Genomic DNA, 25,525 nt, shown 5'->3' with positions numbered 1-25,525 from the left:
TTCATTCTGGGTTGTTACACCCCAGCCCAATGAATTTCTGTATCCTTAGTCAATCTGCTCATGATTAAAGGGGTGTTTTGATGAATGAGGCGATCGCCCGGCTGCGTCAATTCCGGGATGACAGAGACTGGAAGCAGTTCCACAACCCGAAAGATCTATCGCTGGCCCTGAGTATCGAGGCTTCGGAACTGCTGGAGTTATTTCTATGGAAATCTCCCGAACAGGCCGATGTCAGCAAAGTAAAAGAAGAACTCGCCGATGTGATTGCCTATGCGTTACTGCTGGCAGACAGCTATGAGCTGGATGTGGAGCAGATTGTGCTCGACAAGATTGCCCTGAACGAAAAGAAATACCCGGTCAGCAAAGCCAGGGGAACCGCGAAGAAGTACACCGAGCTATGAGCCAATCGCCGATGGCTGAGATTCAGCGCTACCCCTTCAGCAAGGACGCCCTGAACGATTTGCGCGACAATGCCTTTGCTGCGGGTAACTGGCCCTTGGTCTACGTACTCAGTGACGAAAAGCACCGGCGTGCCTACATCGGCGAAACCACCGACACGCTCACCCGCATGAGCACCCACCTCAAACACGACGAAAAGCAGCTGCTGACCGCGGTTCACCTGATCACCAGCGAGTATTTCAACAAATCCGCAACGCTGGATGTGGAATCCCTGCTGATCAAGTACATGGCCGCCGATGGCAAGTACACCCTGCTCAACGGCAACCTGGGGCTGGCCGACCACAACTATTACCAGCGCAGCGCCTTGTATGAAGAAGTCTTCCGGGAAGTCTGGAACCGGTTAATTGCCAAGGGCGTTGTGTCCCGCACCCTGGACCACCTTGATAACTCCGATGTCTTCAAATACTCGCCCTACAAATCCCTGTCCTTCGATCAGCGTCAGGGACTTCTCACCATACTGCATGAACTGACCAACCCCGGTGTCCAGAATATTGTGGTGGAAGGGGGAGCCGGAACCGGCAAGTCGGTCCTGGCCATTTTTCTGTTCAAACTACTAACCTCCGAAGATCACCAGATCAGCCTGCGGGAATTTTCCGACGAGGAGGCTGAGATCCACGCTCTGCTAAAATCCCTCAGAGAAACACTGCCCAAACCCAAAATGGCGCTGGTGGTGCCCATGACCTCCTTCCGAACCACCCTGAAGAATGCGTTCAAGCACGTTGCCGGGCTTAGCTCCGACATGGTGATCAGCCCGTCCGAGCTGACCAAACAGCGCTACGATATTGTTCTGGTGGACGAATCCCACCGTCTGCGTAAGCGCAAGAATCTGGGTGCCTATTTCGGCAGTTTCGACAAAGCCTGTCAGGCTCTGGATATGGACAAGCATACCTGCAGCGAAGTGGACTGGGTGTGCCAGCAAGCCAACAAGGCGATTTTCTTCTACGACGAAGGCCAGTCCATCAAACCCTCCGACGCCGATGTCGAAGTGTTCCAGCTCCTTAAAGCTGCCAAGGGCTCGGTGACCCACCGGTTACTCTCCCAGTTCCGGGTCAAGGCCGGGCAACCCTATGTGGAGTTTGTGGATAAGTTACTGAAAGGCGGTGTTGATGACGGCGTGGTGTTCACCGCCAAAAACTACGAATTTGAAGTATTTGATTCGCTCAGTGACATGGTCAGTACAATTCACGAGAAAGAGCAGCAGGTCGGACTGTCCAGACTGATCGCCGGCTACTCCTGGCCCTGGGCCTCGAAGAAGGATAGTGAGGCCTACGACATCGTGATCGATGACGTTCAGCTCCGCTGGAACAGCACCAATACCGACTGGATCAACAAGGCAGGATCGCACCGGGAAGTCGGCTGCATTCACACCACCCAGGGTTACGACCTGAACTACGCCGGCATTATCTTCGGCGAGGAGATCCGGTACGACCCGGAAAGCCAAGTCATTGTCATAGAGAAAGGCAACTACCACGACCGCACCGGTGGCCAGGGCATCAAAGACCCAGAAGAACTGAAGCAGTACATCATCAACATCTACCGTACCATCATGCTCCGAGGTATTCGCGGCACTTTTGTCTACGCATGTGATGATGCGCTAAGGGATTACCTGAAACAGCACATTCCCGTTCATAGTTCTGGCCAACCAGAGCCTGAAAACACCAACGTGGTGGAGCTTGAACCTTACGTAAACGCTGTGCCGCTGTTCGATCTGCAAGCGGCTGCGGGAGAGTTCGGAGAACTTAGTGAGGTTAGCGAGCTTGACCCCAATAGGCACTTAGACTGGGTTGCTGTGCCCGAAGGAGTCCGGGTGCGCAAAGACATGTTTGCCTGCCGGGTGTTCGGCGAATCCATGAACCGGGTTATTCCGAATGGTGCCGTGTGCCTGTTCCGAACCGACCGTGGTGGTTCCAGAAACGGGAAGACCGTACTGGTTGAATGTATCGACAGTGTTGATGCCGAGTCAGGTTCACGCTACACCGTGAAAGTCTATGAAAGCTATAAGGTTGATGACGAACAAGGCTGGCATCATACCCGTATTCAACTGAGCCCCAACTCTTACGATGACAATTTTCAGCCCCTTGAGCTGACAGATGAAGAAGCACTTAAATATCGGGTGGCTGGGGAATTTGTTGGCGTCATTGATGATTAGCATTCAACTCGATGGTGTTTGACAACCCAACTCCGCCATATCAGACTTCAAATCACATCCGCCCCTTGGCAGTAAGCCTCCCTCAACTATCCCGAGGGTGTGCCGAGCCCTTGGGGCTTTTTCTTTTTTTGAGTATTCCGGAACGCCACAATGACCACGGCAAACATCAACACAGACATGTTGACCTGGGCGCGGGAGCGCTCTGGTATCTCTGTGCCTGATTTTGCCCGGCGCTGCGGTATTTCTGAGGAGCGACTTCGGGAATGGGAGTCCGGCGAACGAAAACTGACGTTCAACCAGGCAATGCGATTCGCTGAAAAAGCGCATGTGCCGTTTGGCTATCTGTTCTTGGCAAAGCCACCTGAGGAAGTCTTACCCATTCCGGACCTGCGCACCCTCGAAGGCCAAGGTGTACAGCGCCCGAGCGCAGAATTGCTAGACCTGGTCAAACTGATGATGCAACGCCAGGAATGGTACCGGGAGTACCTTCAACAGCATTTTGCCGAGGCCAACCCCTATGTCGGCCGCGCTTCCTATTCTGACTCCGTGGAGTCCATTGTCGAAGACATCCGCGCGTGCCTGGGTGTTGAGCCCCACCCAACCAGAGGTAAATGGGATGATTACTATCGGGATTTAGTCCAGCGTATTGAATCCTTGGGGATTCTCGTTATGCGTCAGGGTAATCTTGGGCACCATAGCCGGCCGCTCAACGTTGAGGAATTCCGTGGGTTCGCGATTGTTGATGAGTATGCTCCGATCATCTTTGTGAATCACAGCGACGCGCTGGGTGCGCGCCTTTTCACACTGATTCATGAACTTTGCCATATCTGGATTGGCCAATCCGGGATCTCTGACGGCGACACTAATACCCATCGTCAGGAAGAGGTTCTGTGTAACGCTGTGGCGGCAGAATTTCTGGTTCCTGCCCAGGAGTTCAGGGCACTCTGGCAACACGATTCTGAAAGCTGGGAAGACAACCTGCCGCCGCTTGAGGCTCATTTCCACGTAAGCACTTGGGCGCTAGCCAGGCGTGCTTTAACGCTCAATTTTATTTCCCAGCAAGAGTATGGCCGCTACATTTTTGAACAGAAAAAGCGCTACGAACAGCGGAAAGGAAGCGGTGGCCCGACTTACTACCAAACCAAAAAGGCACAGATTAGTCGCCAATTCTCCCAGGCAGTTGTCGGTGAAGCCTTGAGTGGCCAACTGTTGCTGCGGGAAGCAGGTGAACTTCTGGGTGGAATCAAACCGGGGAAAATTGAGACGTTCGCTAGGGAGTTAGGCGTTTGAGATATTTGCTGGATGCAAATACCTACATACAAGCCAAGAATCAATACTACGGCATGGATATCTGCCCCGCGTACTGGGACTGGCTGGACTTACAGTTCGAGCAAGGCCTGATCGGCAGTGTGGATATGATCGGCCGGGAGCTACGGGACGGCAACGATGACCTGGCAGACTGGGTGCGAGAAAGATCTGGGCATTTCGTCAGCAATGACGACGAAGCAACCCAAAGTGCCTTTGCCGCCATTGTGCAATCCGTCATGGAAGGTGATTACAACGCCGGTAATCGTGATAGTTTTCTGGCAAAAGCCGATCCCTGGATTATTGCAAAAGCACAATGCCTCGGGGCAACTGTCGTCACTCATGAATCGGTAGTTGCACCAAACGCCCGGAAGGTAAAAGTTCCAAATATATGTCAGCAGTTTGACGTTACCTGCATCAATACGTTTCAGTTCCTTCGAGAGTTAAATGCCCGATTTGTGCTGGGGACATAAGCAACTAAAACGGTTTCAGGCTTTGCCAGGCAGCCACCACGGTTAGCGCGACTGCTCCACCACAATCAACTCCCCAAGCTCAAACCCCTCCGCCTCGGCCCGGGCCTTGAACGCCTCCAGCACCTCCTCACTCACCTCCGGCGTGCGCGACATCAGCCACAGGTAATCCCGGTCATACCCGGTGATATACGCGGTGGTGTATTGGTCATCCAGCTCGAACACCACGTAAGAGCCATAGAAAGGCCCGAAGAAGGACACTTTCAGGTGGCCCACATCACTGTCACCGACAAACTTTGCCCGGCCTTCGGCTTCTTTCCATTCACCGGCTTCGGCGTTGTAGCCCCGGTTGATCACTTTGATACTGCCGTCATTGTTTAGACTGTATTCGGCGGTAACCTGGCTCAGGCCCTCTTCGAACGAGTGATCTAACCGGGCGATCTCGTACCAGGTGCCCAGGTAGCGCTGCTGATCAAAACCGCTCACCGGCTCAATGCCTTTGGGCACACCGGTGCAGCCGGTCATCAGAAACAACAACGCGGTTACAGCCAATACCATCTTCATGACAAACTCCTCCAGAATAGTCGTGATCCAACCATAGCAAAGCCGCAGGCAAAGATCGTGATGCAGGTGTTAAGCTCCAAAACACCCTGGCGCTCGTATACCCAGCGCTAACCAACCAAGGAGTCGAATATGATCGGATACGTTACACTCGGAGTCAGCGATATGGGCCGGGCCAAGCAGTTCTACACGGATCTGCTGGCAGACCTGGGCGCCAAGGTGCTGATGGACATGGAGCGAATTGCGTTTATTGGCAAGAGCATGGGCGCCCCCATGCTGGCCGTCTGCACCCCGTTCAACGGTGAACCTAACCATCCCGGCAACGGCAACATGGTGGCCATTCCGGCGGGCTCCAAAGAAGCCGTGGATAAGTTGTACCACAAGGCCATTGAACTGGGCGCCACCTGCGATGGCGAACCGGGGCAGCGCATTCCGGACATGTTCTACGGCGCCTATGTGCGCGATCCGGACGGCAACAAGCTGGCGTTCTTCGAGTTCGGCTAAGCGTCAACCGCCACCACCCAGGGTCGGTGGTGGCCTTACCGGCTTACACCGAGAGGTGGCGGCGGAATAACAGCAACGCCGCCGTGAAAAACAGCCCGCCAATGGCCATCAGGGCCAGCATCTGTGGCCACACCACCTCCAGCCCCGCACCCCGGTACAGAATGGCCTGGGCCATGCTGACAAAGTGGGTGGTGGGCGCCGCCAACATCAGGTCCTGCACCAGCTGGGGCATGCTTTCCCGGGGCGTGATACCGCCCGACAGCAGCTGCAAGGGCAGGATGGTGAGAATCAGCAGCAGGCCAAACTGGGGCATGGTTCGGGCCACGGTGCCGATCAGAATGCCAATCGCGGTGGTGGAAAACAGGTGAATCAGGGCGCCGAGCAGAAACAGCAACACCGACCCTGCCACCGGCACCTGTAGCCAGCGCTGGATCACCAGCGTTACCGACAGCGCCGCTGCCAGTAACACCACCAGACCATTGGCCCACACCTTGGACGCCATGATTTCAAAAGGCCGCAACGGCATCACCATCAGATGCTCCACAGTGCCGTGCTCCCGCTCCCGGATCAGTGCTGCCCCGGTAAGAATGATGCTGATCAGGGTCACCTGGGTGATCAGCTCCATGACACCGCCAAACCAGGTTCCGTCCAGATTGGGGTTGTAACTCACCCGGGTGACCAGCTCGATCGGTAGCCCGGTGCTGGCAGAGCTACCCGGTTGCAGAAACTCCGCCACTTCCGCCATCGCAAAGCGCTGAATGTAATTGGTGCCAATAAAGGCCTGGCTCATGCGGGTGGCGTCGATGTTCAGCTGCAACGCCACCGGGTTGCCCTGCCGAACATCCCGCTCAAAGCCCTCGGGAATCACCAGGGCAAAGGTATGGCTGCCCTTGTCCAGCAGGTCGTCGATGTCGCCGTAGGCCACCAGATCCGGCTTCAGGAACCATGGCTGCTGGAGCGAATTGATGATGCGGCCAGACAACACCGTCTGATCTTCGTCCACCACGGCGATCGGTGCGTTGTGAAGCTCCATGGAGCCGGCGGAACCTGCGGTGTATATCATCACCGTAAACGCCACCAGCACAAACACCATCAATGCCTTGTCCTGCCACAGACTGCGCAGTTCCTTGATGCCGAGGTGCCAGATGTTGCGTAAGGAATTCATGTCAGCGCCCCTGTTTTCTGAGCAACGCCACCGCCATTACGGTCAGCACCGGAACGAACGCCGCCAGGGCCAGGAACGCGCCCTGCATATCCGCCAGCGACAGGCCTTTGGTAAACACGCCACGGCTGATCTGCAGGAACCAGGTCGCCGGCCAGACGGGACCGATCAATGCGCCGGCACCGCTCAGGGACGACACCGGTTCGGTCAGGCCGGAGAACTGCACGGTCGGCAGGATGGTGAGAATCGCAGTGGCCGCCAGGGCTGCAATCTGGGTCGAGGCAAAGGTCGACATTACCTGACCCAGGGCCGTGGTGGCGGTCACAAAGAGCAGGGCGCCGAAGGTGAGCGTCAGCAGGCTGCCTTTGATCTCGACATCAAACACGTACACCGCCAGCAAGACCAGGCTCACGTAGCTGATCATGCTGAACGCGATGTAGGGCAACTGTTTGCCCAGCAAGAATTCCACACGGGTAACCGGAGTGACGTACAGGTTGGTGATGGAGCCCAGTTCCTTTTCCCGAACAATGCCCAGGGCCATCAGAATGGCGGGGATGAAGATCAGCAGAATGGGGATAACCGCTGGCACCATCGCATCCAGGCTCCGGAAGTCCTGGTTGTAGCGATACCGGTCCTCCAGCGTGACCAGTGTCAGCGTGGGTACCACGCCCAGAGTGCGCTGGGCCAGCTCCGTCAGGTAACTGATGTGCATGCCTTCAACGTAACCCAGGATGGTCTCGCCCCGGAAGGGCATGGCACCATCCACCCAGACCGCCATTTCGGTCGGCCGGCCCCGTTTCAGATCTTTGCCGAAGCCTGGCGGAATCTCAATAGCCAGGCTTAGCTCGCCGGAGCGCATGCGTCGCTCCAGCTCTTCCATATTCTGCAACTCCGGTTGCTGCAGGAAATACCGGGAGCCGGACACCGCCGCTATGTAATCCCGGCTCTGGGGTGTCTGGTCCCGATCCAGCACGGCGAACGACAGGTCTTCTACATCCAGGGTAATGCCGTAACCCAGGATCAGCATTAACAACGCGGAACCGATAAAGGCGAAGGCCATTCGAATGGGGTCTCGCAACAGTTCCCTCGCTTCCCGGGTGGCATAAGCCAGCAAGCGCCGGGGACTGAACACGGTCGGCCTGTCACCATGACTGGTGGGCTCCAGAGCCAGTTGGTCGGCGCCGGTCTCCGGCTCTTTATCCACCGCTTCCAGGGTTTTCATGAACGCGCCTTCCAGGCTGTCGGTGCCGGAGGCTTCAATCAACCGGGCCGGCGTATCGCAGGCCAGTACTTCGCCCGCGTGCATAAGTGAGATCCGGTCGCAGCGCTCACCCTCGTTCATGAAATGAGTGGAGATAAAAATGGTCACGCCATCTTCCCGGGACAGGCGCATCAACAATTGCCAGAACCGGTTGCGGGCCCCCGGGTCGACGCCTGAGGTAGGTTCATCCAAGATCAGCAATTCGGGCTCGTGGACCACGGCCACGGCCAGGGACAGCCGCTGGCGAACCCCAAGTGGCAGGGCGCCTGCTCGCTGGTCCAGTACATCTTCAAGACCGAACTCCCGAACCAGAACCGAAATACGCTCCGGGATTCTGGTGTCCGGCAGGTGAAACAGCCGGGCATGCAGATCCAGATTCTGGCGCACGGTGAGTTCGCCATAGAGCGAAAAGGCCTGGGACATGTAGCCCACCTTCTGCCGGGTAGCCAGGTCTTTGGCATCCAGTGGTTCACCGAACAGCCGGACTTCGCCTTCCGTTGGGGTCAGCAATCCGGTGAGCATTTTCATGGTGGTGGTCTTGCCACAACCGTTGGATCCCAGAAAACCGAAGATCTCGCCTTTCGGGATGGAAAAGCTGACGTTACGAACCGCCGTAAAGCTGCCAAACCGCAGGGTCAGATGCTCAGCCTCAATGGCCGGCGTTTGATTTTCCCCGGTTGGCCCTCGCTGCGCAGCATTAGCCGTATCGCCGCTTTCCTGCACCTGCCGGTTTTCGGGTAACAGCGCGATGAAGGCATCGTCCAGCGTCTCGGTATTGGTCTGCTCACGGAGTTCTGCCGGTGAGCCTGTGGCCAGTACCTTGCCCTCGTCCATGGCCACCAGCCAGTCGTAACGTTCGGCTTCTTCCATGTAGGCCGTGGCCACCAACACGCTCATACCGCTGCGTTGCCGGCGAATGGTATCGATCAGATCCCAGAAACGCTTGCGGGAGAGGGGGTCCACGCCGGTGGTGGGTTCATCCAGAATCAGAAGATCGGGGCTGTGGATAAGGGCACAGCACAGCCCCAGCTTCTGTTTCATACCGCCGGACAGCTTGCCGGCGGGACGGTCCCGGAAAGACAACAACCCAGTAGCTTCAAGCAACCGGTCAATCTGATCCTTCCTGGAGGGGCCTCGCAAACCAAACAGATCGGCGAAGAAGGCGATGTTCTCGTCCACCGTCAGCGTATGGTAGAGATTACCGCCCAGTCCCTGGGGCATATAGGCAATGCGGGGGGCGACCCGGTTACGAAACCTCTGGCTGCGCATATCGCCGCCAAGCACCTGCAACTCGCCGGTCTGCAACTCACGGGCACCGGCAAGCAGGCCCAACAGTGTGGATTTGCCCACCCCGTCCGGGCCGATCAGCCCAACCATGCAGCCAGACGGAAACGTCAGGGATAGTTCAGACAGCGCATCGGTTTCCCCGTAGCGATGGCTGACTCCTTCCAGCCGGGCCACGGTCTCAGTCATTGGGCAAAGCCACTTTCAGGCTCTCGGGCCAGGGCTGGCCCTCATCCAGTCTTACGTAGGCTTCGCCCGGTACGCCGGTTTTCACCCGGTCCCGATAGGCTTTGAGCAACTCCGGATCAATCCGGATACGAACCCGGAACATCAGCTTCTCCCGCTCGCTGCGGGTTTCCACAGACTTCGGCGTGAACTGGGCTTCGGCGGCGACGAAGCTGACTTCCGCTGGCACCACATAGTCCGGCAGGGCATCAAGAACGATCCGGGCTTCAGAGCCAACCCGGACTTTGCCCGCCTGGGCTGTGGGCAGGAAGATGGTCATGTACACATCGGTGACATCCAGTACCGTGGCTACTTTGCCACCGGCGGCCAGCACCTCGCCCGGCTCCGCCAGCCGATACAGAACCCGGCCACCCACCGGCGTGGTCAACTGACTGTCATCAATATTGGTCTGGATACGGCGGGCACTGGCTTTGGCAGCTTCGATACTGGCATCGGCAGACGCCACTTGTACTCTGGCGGCCTGCAATGCCGCCTCGGCGGTTTCCGCCGCGGTACGGGCGCGGTCCAACTGCTCCTGAGAGGCATGGCCCCGATCGGCCAGCGATTCAATACGGGCCAGTTCGGCTTGGGCATACCGACGCTCGCTTTCCCGTTGGGCCACCACGGCCTCGGCCAGTCGCCGGCTCTGCTCGGCCTGGTGCAAACTGGCTTGCGCCGCTGCCAGGCTGGCCTCAAGTTCGTCGGTATCCATCACAGCCAGCAACATGCCGGCTTCAACCATGTCGCCCTCGCGGACTTCGAAAGATTCCAGGCGTCCGGATATTCGGGTGGCAATATCGACTTCGGTGGCTTCAATACGACCGTTACCAGAGCCAATATGCTCCGGCACCTGATCGCCTTTCGGCATCAGGTACCAGGCTGCAACGGCAATCAGGGCCACGATCAGCACAACGAGAAAAAGTTTGGGAGCGGTGTTGGTGCTTTTCTGGGCCATGTGTCGTCCTTGAGGGGAAGAATAGGTATGACAGGGTAAGTATAGAGCAGAAGTGTGACGTTCAGGCTGACGGGAATCAAGATAGCTTCCAATCTATCCCGCCCGTCAGCTTGCCACGAACTCAGTAAGCGCCGCGGATCAGGTCGATACCGGGCTTGAGCACGCTACGCCACGCCTCTCGGAGTTCGGGCGTGTATTCCGGATCGTGAGCGCGGACCGTTTTCAGCAATGCCTCCTGCCAGAGGTCGTACCACTCAGGCTGAATATTGTAATTGTGGCGATTATGGCTTTCTCCCAGATCCCGCAATTTGCGGTCGGACATACCCCGGGCAACCAGGATGATCTGCATCACACCGTTACGCAGCAGATGGCGCTGAGCAGACATATCCGTGTTCAGAAACCGGTTGCGGATGGCATCGGAGCTGGACATGAAGAAGTCGTAGAAATCCACAAAGAATTCATCCTTGCGGCAGCAGCGACCATAGCTCTGGAAAACAAGATCGGTCGGGTTCATTTGCAATCAGTGTCCTTGATCATCGGGGGGATTGTCATTAAGGGCTACGGATTCTAAGCAAGCGAACAGTTTTTTCCATAGTGATATGTAACAACTGACGTCGATCGCGACAATTTGACGCTCTCTGAATCAGGTGTTGGTGAACCACCAGGTCGGCAACAGGCCCCGCACCGGTCGTTTCAGAAAACGGTCATCAATCAGCCAGATTACCCCCCGGTCTTCCGGAGTGCGGATCACCCGGCCAGCGGCCTGGGCCACTTTCTGCAGGCCGGGGATCAGGTAGGTGTAGTTATAGCCTTCGCCAAATCGTTGTTGCAGACGGTCTTTGAGGATTTCATGCCAGGCATCAAACGGTGGCAGGCCAAGGGTGGCCACAAAGGCGCCAATCAGCTGGTCACCAGGCAGGTCGATGCCTTCGCTGAACACGCCGCCGAGCACCGCAAAAGCGATGCTGCCTTCAGGCTTCCGAAAGTCCGCCAGGAACTGCCGACGCTGCTCCGCGCTCATCCCCGGTTGTTGTGAACGCTGGGGAATATCAGGTGCCTGGTTTGCCAACGCATCGCTCACCTCTTTGGCGTATTTAAAGCTGCTGAAGAACGCCAGGTAGTGGCCCGGCCGTTCCCGGTACTGTTTGGCGATCAGTTCGGCGATGGGCTGCAGGCTGGCTTCACGATGCACCTGCCGGGTGCTGATGCCGGGCGTGAACTCAACCTTCAGTTGTCCGGCGCTGAACGGGCTGGGCAGGGACGTGAAGCGGGCGTCTTCCGGCAAACCAAGCAAGTCCCGGTAATACACGCCGGGGCTGAGGGTTGCGGAGAACAGCAGCACCGAGTGAGCGGCTTTGAAGCGCTCAATGAGGAAATCCGCCGGGATCAGGTTCTGGATGGTCAGGCGGGCCCGGCCACGGCCGCTGCGCTGGAATTCGCACAGGGAATGATCGCCAAAGCTGTCCGCCAGTTTCATGAAGGCCACACTTTCGAACATCACTTCCTGCAGGGCCAGGTCCGGGGGGTTGTCAGCCAGGTAGTCGGTGATCACCGAGACCATGGCCTGCAGGGCACCCAGCAATTGCGACGGCAGAATCGGGAGGAACACCGGCTGGGCCTGTTCGCCGTGATCCCGGATCAGCGCCTGCCAGGCCCGAGCGGTGCGATTCAGGGCGGCTTTCACCGGTTTCGGGGCGGTCTTTTTCAGCTTCAGCAAGCGCTGCTGTTCCAGTTGCACCGAGTACATGCCCCGGGCCCGGTCTACCAGGTTGTGGGCTTCGTCCACCAGCACGCTGGCCTGCCAGTGGTTTTGGCGAATCAGGCCGTTCAGCAGGGCCGACTGATCGAACAGCCGGTTCACATCACCAATCACCAGGTCGCTCCAGCGGGCCATTTCCTGGGCCAGGAAGTAGGGGCAAATATCATGACCGGCGGCGATGTTCGCCAATGTCTCTTGAGTTAACGGCTCCTTGCTCTGTACCGCCTCGGCCCGGGCATCGGGCAGGCGGTCAAAAAAGCCCTTGGCCAGCGGGCAGGAATCGCCGTGGCAGGCTTTGTCCGGGTGTTCACAGGCGTCGTCCTTCGATACCAGTTCCAGAACTCGCAAAGGCCAGGGCTGCAACTCATCCCGGGCATGCTGCAACTTATCCACAGCATCCAGCGCCAGCTGCCGGGCGGTATTGCGGCAGGTGAGGTAGAACAGCCGGTCCTGCCTGGCGGCAGGCATTGCCATCAGGGCCGGAAACAGGGTACCCAGGGTCTTGCCCAGGCCGGTAGGTGCTTCCAGCAGCAGGGTGCCGGCTCTGACCGAGTTCTTGTACACGGTTTCCGCCAGCTGCCGTTGCCGGGGGCGAAAGTCCGGGAAGGGAAAGCGCAGGTTGGCCAGCAGGGCGTCTCGTTGTTCCCGATGGTGTTCTTCCTGCTCCGCCCAGGCTTTGTAAAGACCACACAGGGTTTCCAGTTCCTGCCAGAGCTCGTCGGCTTTGGCGGTTTCGGTGAGCAACGTTTCCTTGTCCCGGCCGATGTCGTAGTAGACCAGCGCCAGTTCCACGCTCTTGCGGTTTTCCTGCCGGCACAGCAAAGCGCCATAGGCCCGTAACTGGGCCCGGTGCAAAGCCCGCTGGTGAGGGCGGATGCGGGACACATCGCCCCGGTGAGTCTTGATTTCTTCCAGCCGGTTCTTGTGCGGATGGTAACCATCAACCCGGCCGGACAGCTCCATTCCAAGAACGAGACCGGTCACTGAAAACTCGCTTTTGTAGCCGTAGCCACGCTTTGACTGGATGACCTGATGGCCGGCTATGCCCTCCTCTGCAGTGGGTGCAGGGGTGTAGCGGAAATCCAGGTCGCCGTGGCGGGCCGCGAACTCACACAAAGTGCGGACAGCAACTTTCACACAATGGCCTCATCATCCTGCCAGCGCACATAGCACACGCTGGCCGGGATGCCTTGCCGGGCGAAGAACTGCAACCAGCGCACCTGATGGTCCTGCAGGCGGTCGCCAGGGCCTTTCACCTCAATCATTTCATAGCGTTGTTCCGGGTGGTCTGCTTCTGGCACCAGACGGATCAGGTCCGGGAAGCCGCTGCGGTGTTCCTTGATGTTGTTGAGCAGGCGTCGGAACAGGGCCTCCAGGTGGCCCGAGGGAATGCAGTGCAGGGCCAGCTCCAAAAGAGCTTCATCCAAAACCGGCCAGAACACGAAGGGATTGGCGATGCCTTGCTTGTTCTTATAGGTGTCGAGGATTTCCCTGCGATAGGCGCCGGTGTCCAGCAAACGGAACCTTTGCTCGAACGCCTGCTGGCGACGGGCCACAAAATCTTCCCGGGTCAGGTCTGCCGGGCCAATGTGGAAAGGGTGGAAGAAAGCGCCGGGCAGGGGCTGGAAGATCACCGGCCAGCACAGAAGCCCGAACAGGGCGTTGATCAGGGTGTTTTCCACATAGAACACCGGGGCGTCATCCGTGGCCAGATGTTGCAGCGCTGCCCACTCCACCGTACCCGTGTCCGGCTTCGGCAATGTGAGGGTGAATTCCTGCAGTGGGGGGTTATCCACAGGCTCGGGCTGGTCGGCCCCTACCTTCGGCGCCAGCCGCTTCAGCAACCGGGCCAGGCCCTGGGCTTCGGCGTCGCTCAGTGCACTGGTTCGCCACTGACAGGCTATGGCCCAGGCTTCCTGAAAACGCTTCATCCGTTCCAGTAAGCGAAGCTGTTTCAGCCGCGCTTCCCGGTGACCGCTGTTTTCCAGGACCTCAAGTGCCAGTTCCGGTTCGCCCTGGCGCTCCGCCTGCCGGCCCAGTTCCAGCAATAAACGGTCCCGTCGGCTGGCAAGCCAGGGATTATCCACAGGGCCCGGGACATCGGGCCAGACGTCCACCGCCGGTTCGCCATTGTCGAGCCGTTCCCGGCATTGGTGCATCTGCAGGTAGCAATCCACCTCGGCCCGCTGCTGGAAGGCCCGGGATGCCGGAGTAAATGGCACAGACTCGAACTGCTGAACGCCCAGTTCCACCAGCACAAAGTCGGTCCAGCTCTGGCGCAGATTGCCGAAGAACATCAGGCGGATGCGATCGAACAAGGCCATGTCCTGCAACCGGACCACAGTCGAAGCCTCACCGCCACCAGGCAGCCAAGCCCCCAGGGCTCTTGGTGCATTGAACGGTTCCGCCAGCAGCTCCCGCATCTGGGCCTTGCCCAGGGTTTTCGGGTGACCCTGCTGTTGCAGCCAATCGGCGAACACCGGCCGTAATTCGGCCAGGGTAAACAGCCGGAACAGGTCGTCCAGGCTTAGCTCCGGCGCAGGATCCAGCCAGCCCGCGTGCACCAGTATCCTGAGTGCTTCCGATTCCGGCACCGGCAGTTCGGGATAACGCAGCTTGTCGGCCCGGAAAAGCTCTCCGGTGCGCATTACCATGCGGGTCAGCAGCGCCCGGGGCCCGGTGGCGAGGTCCGTATAGGCCGCCAACCGGCTTCGCTCCTGTTCCGTTAACAGGTCCGCGTGGTGGTTCGCTACCCAGGCCACCAGAATATCCATGTTCTCCAGATAATAAAGTGGATCATCCAGGCTGGCGGGAACTGGTCGGTGCTTGCTCATAGGAATGCAGACGTTGGATTGGCAAAGAGGCACAAACTTTACGCCGGAAGGCGGGCAGGCTCAAACCCGTTCCATGCACAAAAATTAATCATCACGAGCCTTGCCAATCCACTTAATGATAACTATTATCATTTGCATCACGACAAGGAGGACGCCATGAAATTTCTCTGCCCACGCCACCGCCGGATGTTTGCCAGTCTTTCCCTGAACGAGAAAAATGATCTATGGCTGCTCTGGATGGAATATGCCTTTACCTTCAGTGAAAACCAGGATTCCGACAAGCTGGTGGCCGCCACCGGCAGTGCTTTCGATCTGGCGTGCCTGGCCCGTAAACATCACCCGGACTGCATGCAGGTAGAGCTGACCCTGGCGGCGATACTGGTATGCCGGGCGCTCCGCGACCGTGGCGACATCAGCGCCGCCGAGCATGTGCTTTTCCGGGCTCTGGACAGCCTGCAATCCAGCGAGCCCTGCCCGGGTATAACCGGTCGATGCAGCACCGATGAGTGTCTGGAGGTATTGCTGGATCATCGTCGTCATTCGGCATTCTTTGCCGAGTACCTGAACTGGCCCTCGTTCCCGTTCACAACGCCGACAACACGTCCGGCGATGGCCATGCACTGACAGGTTTACGGAGGAGCTATGGGTATGCCCTTCACACGCCCGAACCCGGTTCAGGCGCACAAGATTGAAGATCTGAGCTGGCTGGAGAGCCGGCATCATGATCGGGTTTGCATCAGCATTGATACCAAAAGTCTGGCCAGGCTGATGCAAAACAGGCAGTTGCACGCCGAGGATTTCTCTTGTCTGGATGCGTCCTCCCAGAGCCAGGTTCGTCATCTGCTTCTGGCTTGTCTGCGGCATTCCTGACCCGGCCGTCATCCGGATTCGCAACCTCTGTCTTTTGAACAATCACGACTGCCCGCATCGCTCCGTCAGGTTACGATGGAGTACGCCTGACGGTCCGTATTCTCGGCCAACTGCGGTAAGCTGTGGCCCAAGGATTGAATTGTTCATCAGACAAGGAAAACCATGGCCGACTCTACCGCCATTGAACCCGGCTTTCACGCCATCCATGCCAACCATCTGGAAGACCTGCGCCGCGCCGTGGTCTATATCTGCCGGCAGAACCCCATGCCGCCGCTACAGAGCGAGACCTTTCTGGTGCAGAGTAACGGCATTGCCCAGTGGCTGAAGCTGGCGCTGGCAGAGAAGCGCACCGAGGATGGCGTGGAAGGCGGCCTGGGCATTGCCGCCGGCATGGATTTCCTGTTTCCTGCCCGGTTCATCTGGCAGGCCTATCGGGCGGTGTTGCCCGACGGCGAAGTACCGGAGCAGTCCCCCTTCGACAAGCGCCGCCTGGTCTGGCGGCTGTACCGATTGTTGCCGGAGCTGGTGGGGCAGGATGAGGCCTTCACACCACTGGCGCGATTCCTGGACGGCCGCGATACCGATCTGCGCAATTTCCAGCTGGCGGAGAAAGTGGCGGATCTGTTCGACCAGTACCAGGTGTTCCGGGCCGACTGGCTCGCGGCCTGGGAACAGAGCAAGGATGTGGTGATCACGGCCCGGGGCGAGGAGAAAGCTCTGGATACGGAAGCCTGCTGGCAGCCCCTGCTCTGGCGCAAGCTGGTCGAGGACGTGGGCAGCGAGGCCCACACCAGCCGTTCGCAAATCCACACCCGCTTTATGGCCCAGGGCCAGCGCATCAGCGAACCGGCCAATGCCAGTCGCTTGCCCAAGCGCATCGTGGTGTTCGGAGTATCGTCGCTGCCCCGGCAGGCGCTGGAAGCCCTGTATGTACTGAGCCGGTTCAGCCAGGTGGTGCTGTGCGTCCACAACCCCTGCCAGTTCTACTGGGCCGACATCATCAGCGACCGGGAACTGTTAAAAGCCGAACGCAAGCGGGGCGCGCCACACCCGGTGTTGTCGCAAATTGACGACCCGGACCAGTTGCACCAGCACGCCAACCCGTTGCTGGCGGCCTGGGGCAAACAGGGCCGGGACTACATTCGCCTGCTGGATGAGTTCGACAACCCGGACGACTACCACGCCAGTTTCCAGACGCCCGGCCAGAAGATCGACATCTTCACCGACCATGGCGATGTGGATAACCCCTGCCTGCTGCACCAGTTGCAGAACGATATCCACAACCTGACGCCACTGCAGGAAATCCGCCAGCAGCAGCGCACGGTGGATCTGACCCGCGACCATTCCGTAGTGTTCCACGACGCCCACGGCCCCCAGCGGGAAGTGGAGATTCTGCACGACCAGCTGCTGGCTGCGTTCAATGCCGATCCGACACTGCGGCCCCGGGATGTAATTGTGATGGTGCCTGACATCAACGTGTACGCGCCTCATATTCAGGCGGTGTTCGGTCGCTACTCGCCGGGCCGCAAGCGCCACATTCCGTTCACCATTTCCGACCAGGGACAGCGCCACCACGAACCCGTGCTGATTGCCCTGGAAACCCTGATGTCATTGCCCCGAAGCCGCTTCGGTGTGAGCGAAATCATCAGCTTGCTGGAAGTAGCCGGCATCCGCGACCGCTTTGACATCAGCGAAGACGACATCCCTCTGGCCCGGCGCTGGGTGGAAGGCGCCAATATTCGCTGGGGCCTGCATGGCAAGCACCGGGAAAGCCTGGACCTGCCGGCAGAGCTGGAACGCAACACCTGGCAAGCCGGGCTGCGCGCCATGTTGCTGGGTTATGGCATGGGCGATGACCAGCCCTGGGGCGGGGTAGAGCCCTATGGTGAAATCGGCGGCCTGCAAGCCAGCCTGGCCGGTCGCCTGGGCGAGTTCGTGCACCAGCTGGAAACCCTGTGGCAGGCACTGCAGGCCACCCGCACGCCCGGTGAATGGGAAGCCCTGTTCTCCGCCATGCTGGAGCAGTTTTTCCACAAGGTGGAAGGCCAGGACCTGCTGTTGCTCAACCGCTTCCGCCGTCAGTTGGAGCAGTGGCTGGACGATGCCCTGGCCGCCGGACTGGAACAGCAACCGCTGCCCCTGAATATCGTCAAGGATGTGCTGCTGCAGGGCCTGGATGAGGGCGGCCTGAACCAGCGTTTCCTGGCCGGCAAGGTCAACTTCGCCACCCTGATGCCGATGCGGGCCATTCCGTTCCGCAAGGTCTGCCTGCTGGGCATGAACGACGGCGATTACCCTCGCTCCCGGCCGCCGGTGGATTTCGACCTCATGGCCCAGGATTATCGGCCGGGGGACCGCTCCCGCCGGGAAGACGACCGCTACCTGTTTCTGGAAGCCTTGTTGTCCGCCCGGGAACAGCTGTACATCAGCTGGGTGGGGCGCAGTATCAGGGACGACTCCGAACGGCCACCCTCGGTGCTCATCGGCCAGTTACAGGACCACCTGAACAGTCTGTGGACCGTGGCGGGGCAACCGGATGGTTCTGTTACCAGGGCTCTGACCACCCAGCATCCGCTGCAGCCTTTCAGCCGGGACTATTTCCCCAGAACCAACGGCGTGGGCGAGGGTGAAGAGACCCAACCCAAACCCCTGGCCGACGTGCTGCAGGCCCGGGGACTGTTCACCTATGAACGGGAATGGCGTAGCGCTCATGCAGTGGATAACCCGGAGCAGAGCCGGGAAGCGCTGCCGTACCAGACGCCCGAAGAGCCCATCAGCCTGAACGAGCTGGCGAATTTCCTGAAAAAGCCCATCGACACCTTCTACCAGCGCCGGCTGCAGGTGCGCTTTGAAGCGGTGGAAGAAGACGACACCGATAACGAAAACTTCGACCTGAACGGCCTGGACCGCTGGCGCCTGGACAACGAGCTGATCCATGAGGGTGTCGTCAAAGCGGCCAGTGAAGAGGAGTTGCACGAACGCCTGGAAGCCACTCTGGACCGTATGGCCCGGCGGGGCGATTTGGGTATGGGGGTGACCGAACATCGCCTGCGCACCGAGCTGGCCGGCCGCCTGCCAGACCTGTTTCAACGCTACCGCGGCGCGCTGGCCGAGTGGCCGGAAGCAGTGGCCGAGCCCTTACCGTTCGAGTTTCGGTACTCGGATAGCACAGGCGCAGTGGAGGTGGTCGATTTAATCGACAATCTGCGCTGCAACCCTTCAGGACAACTGTGCCGACTGGTGATCGCCAACTCCGGTCTGCTGACCGGCTCCGGTTACTCGAAAAAAGTCCGCTACGCCAATCTGCTGCGGGACTGGTTGGTTCACCTGGCCGGGCAACTCAGTGGCCAGCCCTATGAAACCGTGATCCTGGGCAAGGAAGAAGGCCGTAAATTCCACTTCCCGGTCATGGCTCCGGAGCAGGCACAAAAGCACTTCGAAGCCATTCTGGGCCGCTGGATGGAAGCCACCACCCGGACCCTGCCCATTCACTGCGAAGCCGGCTTTGCCTGGATCACCAGTTTCTATGGCGGCAAGAAATCTGTCGGCGACCACGAACGGGCCATTAGCGAAGCAGAACAGGCCTATTCCACCGCCCTGGACCGGGACACCGGCTACCTGCTGGGTGCCTTCGAAAGTCCCGAGGCACTGATGGCGAGCGGCGAGTTTGAAGCCCTGCTGCACCAGCTTTATGTGCCTCTGTGGGAGGCCGAACAGGGCAAGTCGGCGGCGGAGCAAATCGGGAGTATGGAATGACGGAACAGAGAACCAACCGAAACCCGAACCTGGACCCGCTGGCCCTGCCCCTGAATGGCAGCGCGCTGATCGAGGCCAGCGCCGGCACCGGCAAAACCTTCACCATCGCCATCCTGTATGTGCGCCTGGTGCTGGGCCATGGCCAGGCAGAAGACAGCCCGCTGCAGAACCTGTTGCCACCAAACCTGCTGGTGGTCACCTTTACCGACGCCGCCACCAAGGAGCTGCGGGACCGCATCCGCACCCGGCTGACCCAGGCCGCCGAGGTGTTTTCCGACGCCGCTGACCACCTCGAACCCACCCCGGAAACCGCACTTATCCACAAGCTGCGGGATGACAGTTATCCGGACCCGGCCAGGTGGCCTGACTGCCGCAAGAAACTGCTGCTGGCCGCCGAATGGATGGACGAAGCGGCGGTATCCACCATTCACGGTTTCTGCAACCGCATGCTCAGCGAACACGCCTTCGACAGCGGCAGCCTGTTCAAGCTCACCCTGGAAACCGACCAGAGCGAACTGCTGGACGAGGTGGCAAGGGATTACTGGCGTACCTTCGTTTACCCGTTACCACCGGCCCTTATGGACGAAGCCCTGAGCCACTGGAAAACCCCCACCGATCTGCGCAAGGCGGTACGTAATCTGATCGACGACCCGGATGCTCTGGGTACACCGCCCCAGAGCGTGCACGAAGCCATTGACCAGGTGGTCAGCGAACGGCTCGCGCGGGCCGGTGAACTGAAAGCCCACCCCTGGGCCCAGTGGCAACAGGAAGTCACTGACCTGCTGAACGATCTGAACAAAGGCAAGCGTCTGCACGGGGGTAGCAAGAACGCCATGCTCAAGGTGTGGGAGTTTCTGGTCGCCTGGGCCGAATCCGACGAGCTATTGCCGGAGAAGCTGGACAGCGCTGCCGGTTACAAGAACCAGACCCCCGAGGGTCTGGACAACATCCTGAAAGGCGACGACCCGGCACCCCAGCACCCGGCGTTTGACGCCATCGACGCCTTGCTGGCCTTCGGCCAGAACCCGCCCAGTGCCAAGTCCGACATCCTGCGCCACGCCAGCCACTGGATTGCCGGGCGACTGGAAGCGGAAAAGCAGCAGCGCTCGGAAATGGGTTTTGATGACCTGCTCACCCGCCTGGATGACGCGCTGCACGGCCCCCGCGGGGACCAACTGGCCGCCACCATCCGCCGCCAGTTTCCGGTAGCGCTGATTGACGAGTTTCAGGATACCGACCCGGTGCAGTACCGCATCTTCAACCGGATCTATAACGTAGAAGGCAACCAACCGGACACCTGCCTGCTGATGATCGGCGATCCGAAACAGGCCATCTACGGTTTCCGGGGCGCCGATATCCACACCTACCTGCAGGCCCGCCTGGGTGTGCAGGCACGCACTTACACCCTGGGCAAAAACTTCCGCTCCGCCGAAACCATGGTGAGCGCCGTCAACCGGGTGTTTGAGCATAGCGACCAGTTCAGCGCCAGAGGCGCCTTCCTGTTCGGCAAGGGCGACAGCACGCCGCTGCCGTTCCAGGGCGTCGATGCCAACGGCACCAGGCGGCTGTGGTCGGTGCAGAGTGAAGTCCAGCCCAGCCTGGTGTTCTGGACCCACGAATCCGGTGAAACCGACAAAGAGGGCAACCCAAAAGGCCTCGCCAAGGGCACCGCCACGGCTGAAATGGCCGAAACCTGCGCCAGTGAAATCGCCCGATTGTTGACCCTGGGGCAGGGAAGGCAGGCCGGCTTTGCCTTGCCAGACAGCCCGGACGACCTCGAACCCGTTGAACCCAGCGACATTGCCGTACTGGTGAATAACCGCAACGAAGCGGCTGCGGTGCGGGACGCCCTCGGCCGCCGGCGTATCAAAAGTGTGTACCTGTCGGACCGGGATTCAGTATTGACCTCCCGGGAGGCGAACGAGGTACTGTGCTGGCTGCGCGCCTTTGCCGAACCCCGGCAGTTGGCTTTCATCCGCGCCGCGCTGGCCACACCGACCCTGGGCCAGAGCTGGCAGGCACTGGATCGGCTGCTCACCGACGAGCTGATACTGGAACGGGAAATCGAGCGCTTCCAGCGCTACCAGCAACAGTGGCAGAGCCAGGGCGTATTGCCCATGCTGCGTAGTTTTCTGATGGACTTCGAGGTTCCCGGCCGCCTGCTGCAACGCCCTGACGGTGAGCGAAGACTGACTGACATCCTGCACATAGCCGAACTGCTGCAGCAGGACAGCCTGCAACTGGACGGCGAACATGCCCTGGTGCACCACTTCACCCAGATCCTGCGGGCGGCAGACGAAGAAGACGAACACCGCACCCTGCGCCTGGAAAGCGACGCCGGTCTGGTAAAGGTAATCACCGTGCACAAATCCAAGGGCCTGGAATACCCACTGGTATTCCTGCCTTTCGGCACCGCCTTCCGGGCAGAGAACCCGAAGCAGGCGTATGTTCGCTACCACGACGACACCGGCAAGCTGGTGACCGTGTTCGATCCGGCTCCGGAAGACATTGAAAGGGCCGACCAGGAACGCCTGGGCGAGGACATCCGTAAACTCTATGTGGCCCTGACGCGGGCCCGGTTTGCCACCTGGGTGGGCGCGGCGGCTGTGGATAACTGGTATCAGAGCGGCCTGGGCTATGCGATTGCCGGAACACCGGAGCAGCCCATTAGCCAGGCTCTGGCCTCACTGGCCCAGGGCCGCCCGGAAATCCGGATTACCCCGCTGCCGGAAGCCGGAAACACAATATTCACCGAAACCGCCCCGGAAGCCCTGGGCCCGGCGCTGATCTCCAACCGGGAAGCGAAGGAAGACTGGTGGATAGCCAGTTACTCCACCATCGAATACACCGGCATGGCCGGCACCGGCATTACCTTCACCGGCGAGGTGGAAGACGCCCAGACCCAGAACCTGCTGGAAGAGAGTGCCCAGGACGACACTGATGAAGCGCCCCCCGTGCCCGCGGTGCGCAACCATCACCATTTCCCCAAGGGCGCCGGCCCCGGCACCTTCCTGCACGAATTGCTGGAATGGTGCACGGCGCAGGGCTTCCAGCGGGTTGTGGATAACCCCGAGCTGCTGCACGAGCAGCTGGCCCGCCGCTGCTCCACCCGGGGCTGGAGCGACTGGGTGGACCCCCTGCAACACTGGCTGCTGGAACTGATCCGCAAACCACTGCGACTGGATCGCAATGGCCAGGATACCGCCAGCCTGGCGCAGTTGGGCAGTCTGCGCCCGGAGCTGGAGTTCTGGTTTGAAAGCCGTAACGTCAGCATCCATACACTGGACAAACTGGTCACCCGTTACACCCTGAACGGCGCGGACCGGCCCCGGGCCGAGGCCAACCGCTTCAACGGCATGCTCAAGGGCTTTATCGACCTGGTGTTTGAACACAAGGGGCAGTATTACGTGCTGGACTACAAATCCAATGCTCTGGGCGAGGACGACGCCGCCTACACCGACCAGGCCATGGGCCAGGCGATTCTGGACAAACGCTACGACCTGCAATACATCCTCTACCTGCTGGCCCTGCACCGGCTGCTGAAGGCCCGTTTACCGGGATACGACTACGACCAGCACATTGGCGGCGCGGTGTACCTGTTCCTGCGCGGGGTGAACTCCGCCAGCGGCGGCGCCTTTACCGACAAGCCCCCCAGGATGCTGATCGAACAACTGGACGCCCTGTTCGATGGCGAACCGGTGTCCGGGGAGGTGGCTGCATGAGCCGTACCCGCCATACCGAAAACCAGTTTGCCCTGGACCTGGGTGACGACACGCCAGTGAACCGGGCGGCCACAGAATCACCGGAGGCTGTGGATAACTCCCAGCTGCTGGCCCATCCTGACGACACCGAGGCGCTGTTAGGGCAATGGCAACAGGCCGGCTGGATTCGCCCGCTGGATACCGGCTTTGCCCGGCTGATCAGGGAACTCAGCGAAGAGCAGGGCGAAGGCCCGCAACCACTGGTGCTGCTGTTGGCGGCACTGACCTCGCACCAGGTGGGCCGGGGGCACGTATGCATCGATCTGGCCACGCTACTCGACGATGCCGGCCAGACCCTGGCGCTGCCGCCGGAAGAACCGGCCAATACCGGCCTGTCTGAGAGCGAGGTGGCCAACCTGCAAGGGCGTTATCCACAGGAACTGCTGTCACGGGTACAGCTAACCGATTGCCTCGCAGCCCTGCAGGGTTCTCTGGCCGTGAGCGATGGCTCCGTGCCGGCACCGCTGGTACTGAACGGCACCCGACTGTACCTGCGCCGGTTCTGGCGTTACGAACAACGCATTGCCGAGGGCATTCAGCAACGACTGGCCTTGCCATCGCCGCTGGCCGACCCGCAATCGGCGGCCTCCCAAACCTTATCCACAGCGCTCAGCAAACTGTTCCAGTCCACAGAGCCGGTGGATTACCAGAAACTGGCCTGCGCTCTGGCCGCCCGTAACCGCTTCGCCGTGATCACCGGTGGTCCGGGTACCGGCAAGACCACCACCGTGGTGAATCTTCTGGCAGCCCTGCAGGCCGTGGCCGGGGAAAGCCCGGAGCGGGCAGGGCGTAAGTACCGTATCCGCCTGGCCGCACCCACCGGCAAGGCCGCCGCCCGGCTGAACGAATCCATTGGCGGTGCGGTCAGCAAGCTGCCACTGGCCGACCTACCCGGCTCCGTGAAACTGGAGGACATTCCCACCAAGGTCACCACCCTGCACCGGCTACTCGGGAGCCGGCCAGACACCCGCCAGTTCCGACATCACCGAGACAATCCGTTGCTGGTGGATATCCTGGTCATCGATGAGGCATCCATGGTGGATGTCGACCTGATGGCCTCGGTATTCGATGCCCTGCCCGCCAGCGCTCAGCTGATCCTGCTTGGTGACAAGGACCAGTTGGCCTCAGTGGACGCCGGTGCGGTGCTGGGGGAACTTTGCCAACGGGCCCTGGACGCCCACTACACGCCGGATACTGCCCGTTGGCTGGCCGCCATCACCGGCGCGCAGGTACCGGATAGCCTTGTGGATAACTCCGGCCAGCCACTCGACCAGGCGGTGGCGATGTTGCGCAAGAGCTACCGCTTCGGACAGGACAGTGGTATCCGTCAACTGGCAGAATCCGTAAACTCCAGCGAGCTCACCAGCCAGGTACTGGGTCAGATCCGAGACGCCGGGTTTGATGATGTAATCTGGCTGAACGGCCAAACACCAAAACCCGATCCGGATCAGACACTTGAGCTGATCTGCCACCACGCCATCACCGGCTCACCGGAGGCTTTCCGCAACGCCGGCCTGGGCCGGGTGGTGAATGGCCAGGCGCTGCCAACACCGGTAGGCTATCGCCATTATCTGGAAGTTATCCACAGCTGTGATTTGACCGCCGGCAGTCCCCGGGAAGCCTGGGATGCCCACGCCGCTGAGGTGTTGGAAGCCTTCAACGATTTCCAGGTGCTGTGTGCGTTACGCAAAGGCCCCTGGGGCGTGGAGGGCTTGAACCAGCGTATCGCCCAGAAGCTGCTGGCTGAAAAACTGATCGACAAAACCGACGGCTGGTACGCCGGCCGGCCGGTGCTGGTCACCGGCAACGACTACAACCTCGGCCTGATGAACGGGGATATCGGCCTCACCTTCAGTGTACCCTGGGATAAGACCGAAACCGGCGAGCCAAAAACGACCCTTCGGGTGGCCTTCCCGAGCGGTGACAGCACCGGCGGCATTCGCTGGATTTCCCCCAGCCGTTTGCAACAGCTGGAAACGGTATACGCCATGACGGTGCATAAGTCCCAGGGTTCCGAATTCAACCACACCTGTCTGGTGCTGCCGGATCGCCTCAGCCCGGTACTGACCAAGGAACTGGTGTACACGGGCATCACCCGGGCCAGGAACTGGTTCAGCCTGATTACCGGCGATGCGCAGGTGTTCAAAGACAGCGTAAGCCAACAGGTGGTGCGGGCTTCAGGACTGGCGCTTCGGCTCGGGGAGCAATAG

At 59.9% G+C, this 25,525-nt stretch carries 17 protein-coding genes; 10 read left to right on the top strand and 7 right to left on the bottom strand.

Going from position 1 to position 25,525, the window contains the following annotated elements:
* The first annotated feature begins 80 nt into the window (after positions 1 to 80).
* From ACSSVV_RS10000 to ACSSVV_RS09985, 4 genes are all read left to right on the top strand, one after another.
* A complete protein-coding gene (locus tag ACSSVV_RS10000; protein WP_141066713.1) occupies positions 81 to 401 on the top strand; it encodes a nucleotide pyrophosphohydrolase in 321 nt (106 codons plus the stop codon).
* 11 nt (positions 402 to 412) lie between these two features.
* A complete protein-coding gene (locus ACSSVV_RS09995; protein ID WP_454106185.1) occupies positions 413 to 2,608 on the top strand; it encodes a DNA/RNA helicase domain-containing protein in 2,196 nt (731 codons plus the stop codon).
* 150 nt (positions 2,609 to 2,758) lie between these two features.
* Positions 2,759 to 3,898, top strand: coding sequence for a helix-turn-helix domain-containing protein (locus ACSSVV_RS09990; RefSeq protein ID WP_454106184.1), 1,140 nt, complete (start codon positions 2,759 to 2,761; stop codon positions 3,896 to 3,898).
* On the top strand, positions 3,895 to 4,386 hold the full coding sequence (locus tag ACSSVV_RS09985; RefSeq protein WP_454106183.1) for a DUF4411 family protein: 492 nt from the start codon (positions 3,895 to 3,897) through the stop codon (positions 4,384 to 4,386). The genes ACSSVV_RS09990 and ACSSVV_RS09985 overlap by 4 nt, the downstream gene beginning before the upstream one ends.
* A 42-nt stretch (positions 4,387 to 4,428) precedes the next feature.
* Here ACSSVV_RS09985 and ACSSVV_RS09980 read toward each other — a convergent pair whose 3' ends face one another.
* Entirely contained in the window at positions 4,429 to 4,947 is a 519-nt protein-coding gene (locus ACSSVV_RS09980; RefSeq protein ID WP_454106182.1) for a lipocalin family protein, read from the bottom strand.
* A gap of 129 nt (positions 4,948 to 5,076) precedes the next feature.
* Here ACSSVV_RS09980 and ACSSVV_RS09975 point away from each other — a divergent pair, with 129 nt between their 5' ends.
* Positions 5,077 to 5,448: a VOC family protein gene (locus ACSSVV_RS09975; RefSeq protein ID WP_011783601.1), complete on the top strand. Its 372-nt coding sequence runs from the start codon at positions 5,077 to 5,079 to the stop codon at positions 5,446 to 5,448.
* 43 nt (positions 5,449 to 5,491) lie between these two features.
* On the opposite strand, the gene ACSSVV_RS09970 is transcribed toward ACSSVV_RS09975, so the two are convergent.
* The 6 genes from ACSSVV_RS09970 to ACSSVV_RS09945 form a co-directional block, all read right to left on the bottom strand.
* A complete protein-coding gene (locus ACSSVV_RS09970; protein WP_454106181.1) occupies positions 5,492 to 6,613 on the bottom strand; it encodes an ABC transporter permease in 1,122 nt (373 codons plus the stop codon).
* A gap of 1 nt (position 6,614) precedes the next feature.
* Entirely contained in the window at positions 6,615 to 9,344 is a 2,730-nt protein-coding gene (gene rbbA, locus ACSSVV_RS09965; RefSeq protein ID WP_454106180.1) for a ribosome-associated ATPase/putative transporter RbbA, read from the bottom strand.
* Positions 9,337 to 10,335 carry an HlyD family secretion protein gene (locus ACSSVV_RS09960; protein ID WP_023011927.1) on the bottom strand — a complete coding sequence of 333 codons (999 nt, stop codon included), beginning with the start codon at positions 10,333 to 10,335 and terminating at the stop codon, positions 9,337 to 9,339. Before ACSSVV_RS09960 ends, rbbA begins: the two co-directional genes overlap by 8 nt.
* Positions 10,336 to 10,456: 121 nt before the next feature.
* On the bottom strand, positions 10,457 to 10,849 hold the full coding sequence (locus ACSSVV_RS09955) for a globin domain-containing protein (protein WP_011783597.1): 393 nt from the start codon (positions 10,847 to 10,849) through the stop codon (positions 10,457 to 10,459).
* 129 nt (positions 10,850 to 10,978) lie between these two features.
* The gene (locus tag ACSSVV_RS09950) at positions 10,979 to 13,231 is read right to left on the bottom strand and encodes an ATP-dependent DNA helicase (RefSeq protein ID WP_023011926.1); all 2,253 of its coding nucleotides are present in this window, start codon (positions 13,229 to 13,231) and stop codon (positions 10,979 to 10,981) included.
* Positions 13,228 to 14,928 carry a VRR-NUC domain-containing protein gene (locus ACSSVV_RS09945; protein ID WP_454106179.1) on the bottom strand — a complete coding sequence of 567 codons (1,701 nt, stop codon included), beginning with the start codon at positions 14,926 to 14,928 and terminating at the stop codon, positions 13,228 to 13,230. The genes ACSSVV_RS09950 and ACSSVV_RS09945 overlap by 4 nt, the downstream gene beginning before the upstream one ends.
* Positions 14,929 to 15,084: 156 nt before the next feature.
* Here ACSSVV_RS09945 and ACSSVV_RS09940 point away from each other — a divergent pair, with 156 nt between their 5' ends.
* From ACSSVV_RS09940 to recD, 5 genes are all read left to right on the top strand, one after another.
* Entirely contained in the window at positions 15,085 to 15,552 is a 468-nt protein-coding gene (locus ACSSVV_RS09940) for a hypothetical protein (protein WP_023011924.1), read from the top strand.
* A gap of 24 nt (positions 15,553 to 15,576) precedes the next feature.
* Entirely contained in the window at positions 15,577 to 15,798 is a 222-nt protein-coding gene (locus tag ACSSVV_RS09935) for a hypothetical protein (protein ID WP_152525378.1), read from the top strand.
* 162 nt (positions 15,799 to 15,960) lie between these two features.
* On the top strand, positions 15,961 to 19,554 hold the full coding sequence (gene recC, locus ACSSVV_RS09930; protein ID WP_023011922.1) for an exodeoxyribonuclease V subunit gamma: 3,594 nt from the start codon (positions 15,961 to 15,963) through the stop codon (positions 19,552 to 19,554).
* On the top strand, positions 19,551 to 23,276 hold the full coding sequence (recB, locus tag ACSSVV_RS09925) for an exodeoxyribonuclease V subunit beta (protein WP_454106178.1): 3,726 nt from the start codon (positions 19,551 to 19,553) through the stop codon (positions 23,274 to 23,276). The genes recC and recB overlap by 4 nt, the downstream gene beginning before the upstream one ends.
* Entirely contained in the window at positions 23,273 to 25,525 is a 2,253-nt protein-coding gene (gene recD / locus ACSSVV_RS09920; RefSeq protein WP_454106177.1) for an exodeoxyribonuclease V subunit alpha, read from the top strand. Before recB ends, recD begins: the two co-directional genes overlap by 4 nt.

The organism is Marinobacter sp. MBR-105 (genome assembly GCF_053628895.1).
The sequence above is the reverse complement of the archived record's forward strand: the minus strand, read 5'-3'. Positions and strand labels throughout refer to the sequence as shown.

Coding starts and splice junctions, on each gene's coding strand:
- ACSSVV_RS09990 (WP_454106184.1), top strand. CDS start 2,759: ATGACCACGGCAAACATCAACACAGACATGTTGACCTGGGCGCGGGAG.
- ACSSVV_RS09970 (WP_454106181.1), bottom strand. CDS start 6,613: ATGAATTCCTTACGCAACATCTGGCACCTCGGCATCAAGGAACTGCGC.
- ACSSVV_RS09960 (WP_023011927.1), bottom strand. CDS start 10,335: ATGGCCCAGAAAAGCACCAACACCGCTCCCAAACTTTTTCTCGTTGTG.
- rbbA (WP_454106180.1), bottom strand. CDS start 9,344: ATGACTGAGACCGTGGCCCGGCTGGAAGGAGTCAGCCATCGCTACGGG.
- ACSSVV_RS10000 (WP_141066713.1), top strand. CDS start 81: ATGAATGAGGCGATCGCCCGGCTGCGTCAATTCCGGGATGACAGAGAC.
- recB (WP_454106178.1), top strand. CDS start 19,551: ATGACGGAACAGAGAACCAACCGAAACCCGAACCTGGACCCGCTGGCC.
- ACSSVV_RS09995 (WP_454106185.1), top strand. CDS start 413: ATGGCTGAGATTCAGCGCTACCCCTTCAGCAAGGACGCCCTGAACGAT.
- ACSSVV_RS09945 (WP_454106179.1), bottom strand. CDS start 14,928: ATGAGCAAGCACCGACCAGTTCCCGCCAGCCTGGATGATCCACTTTAT.
- ACSSVV_RS09955 (WP_011783597.1), bottom strand. CDS start 10,849: ATGAACCCGACCGATCTTGTTTTCCAGAGCTATGGTCGCTGCTGCCGC.
- ACSSVV_RS09975 (WP_011783601.1), top strand. CDS start 5,077: ATGATCGGATACGTTACACTCGGAGTCAGCGATATGGGCCGGGCCAAG.
- ACSSVV_RS09980 (WP_454106182.1), bottom strand. CDS start 4,947: ATGAAGATGGTATTGGCTGTAACCGCGTTGTTGTTTCTGATGACCGGC.
- recC (WP_023011922.1), top strand. CDS start 15,961: ATGGCCGACTCTACCGCCATTGAACCCGGCTTTCACGCCATCCATGCC.
- recD (WP_454106177.1), top strand. CDS start 23,273: ATGAGCCGTACCCGCCATACCGAAAACCAGTTTGCCCTGGACCTGGGT.
- ACSSVV_RS09935 (WP_152525378.1), top strand. CDS start 15,577: ATGCCCTTCACACGCCCGAACCCGGTTCAGGCGCACAAGATTGAAGAT.
- ACSSVV_RS09940 (WP_023011924.1), top strand. CDS start 15,085: ATGAAATTTCTCTGCCCACGCCACCGCCGGATGTTTGCCAGTCTTTCC.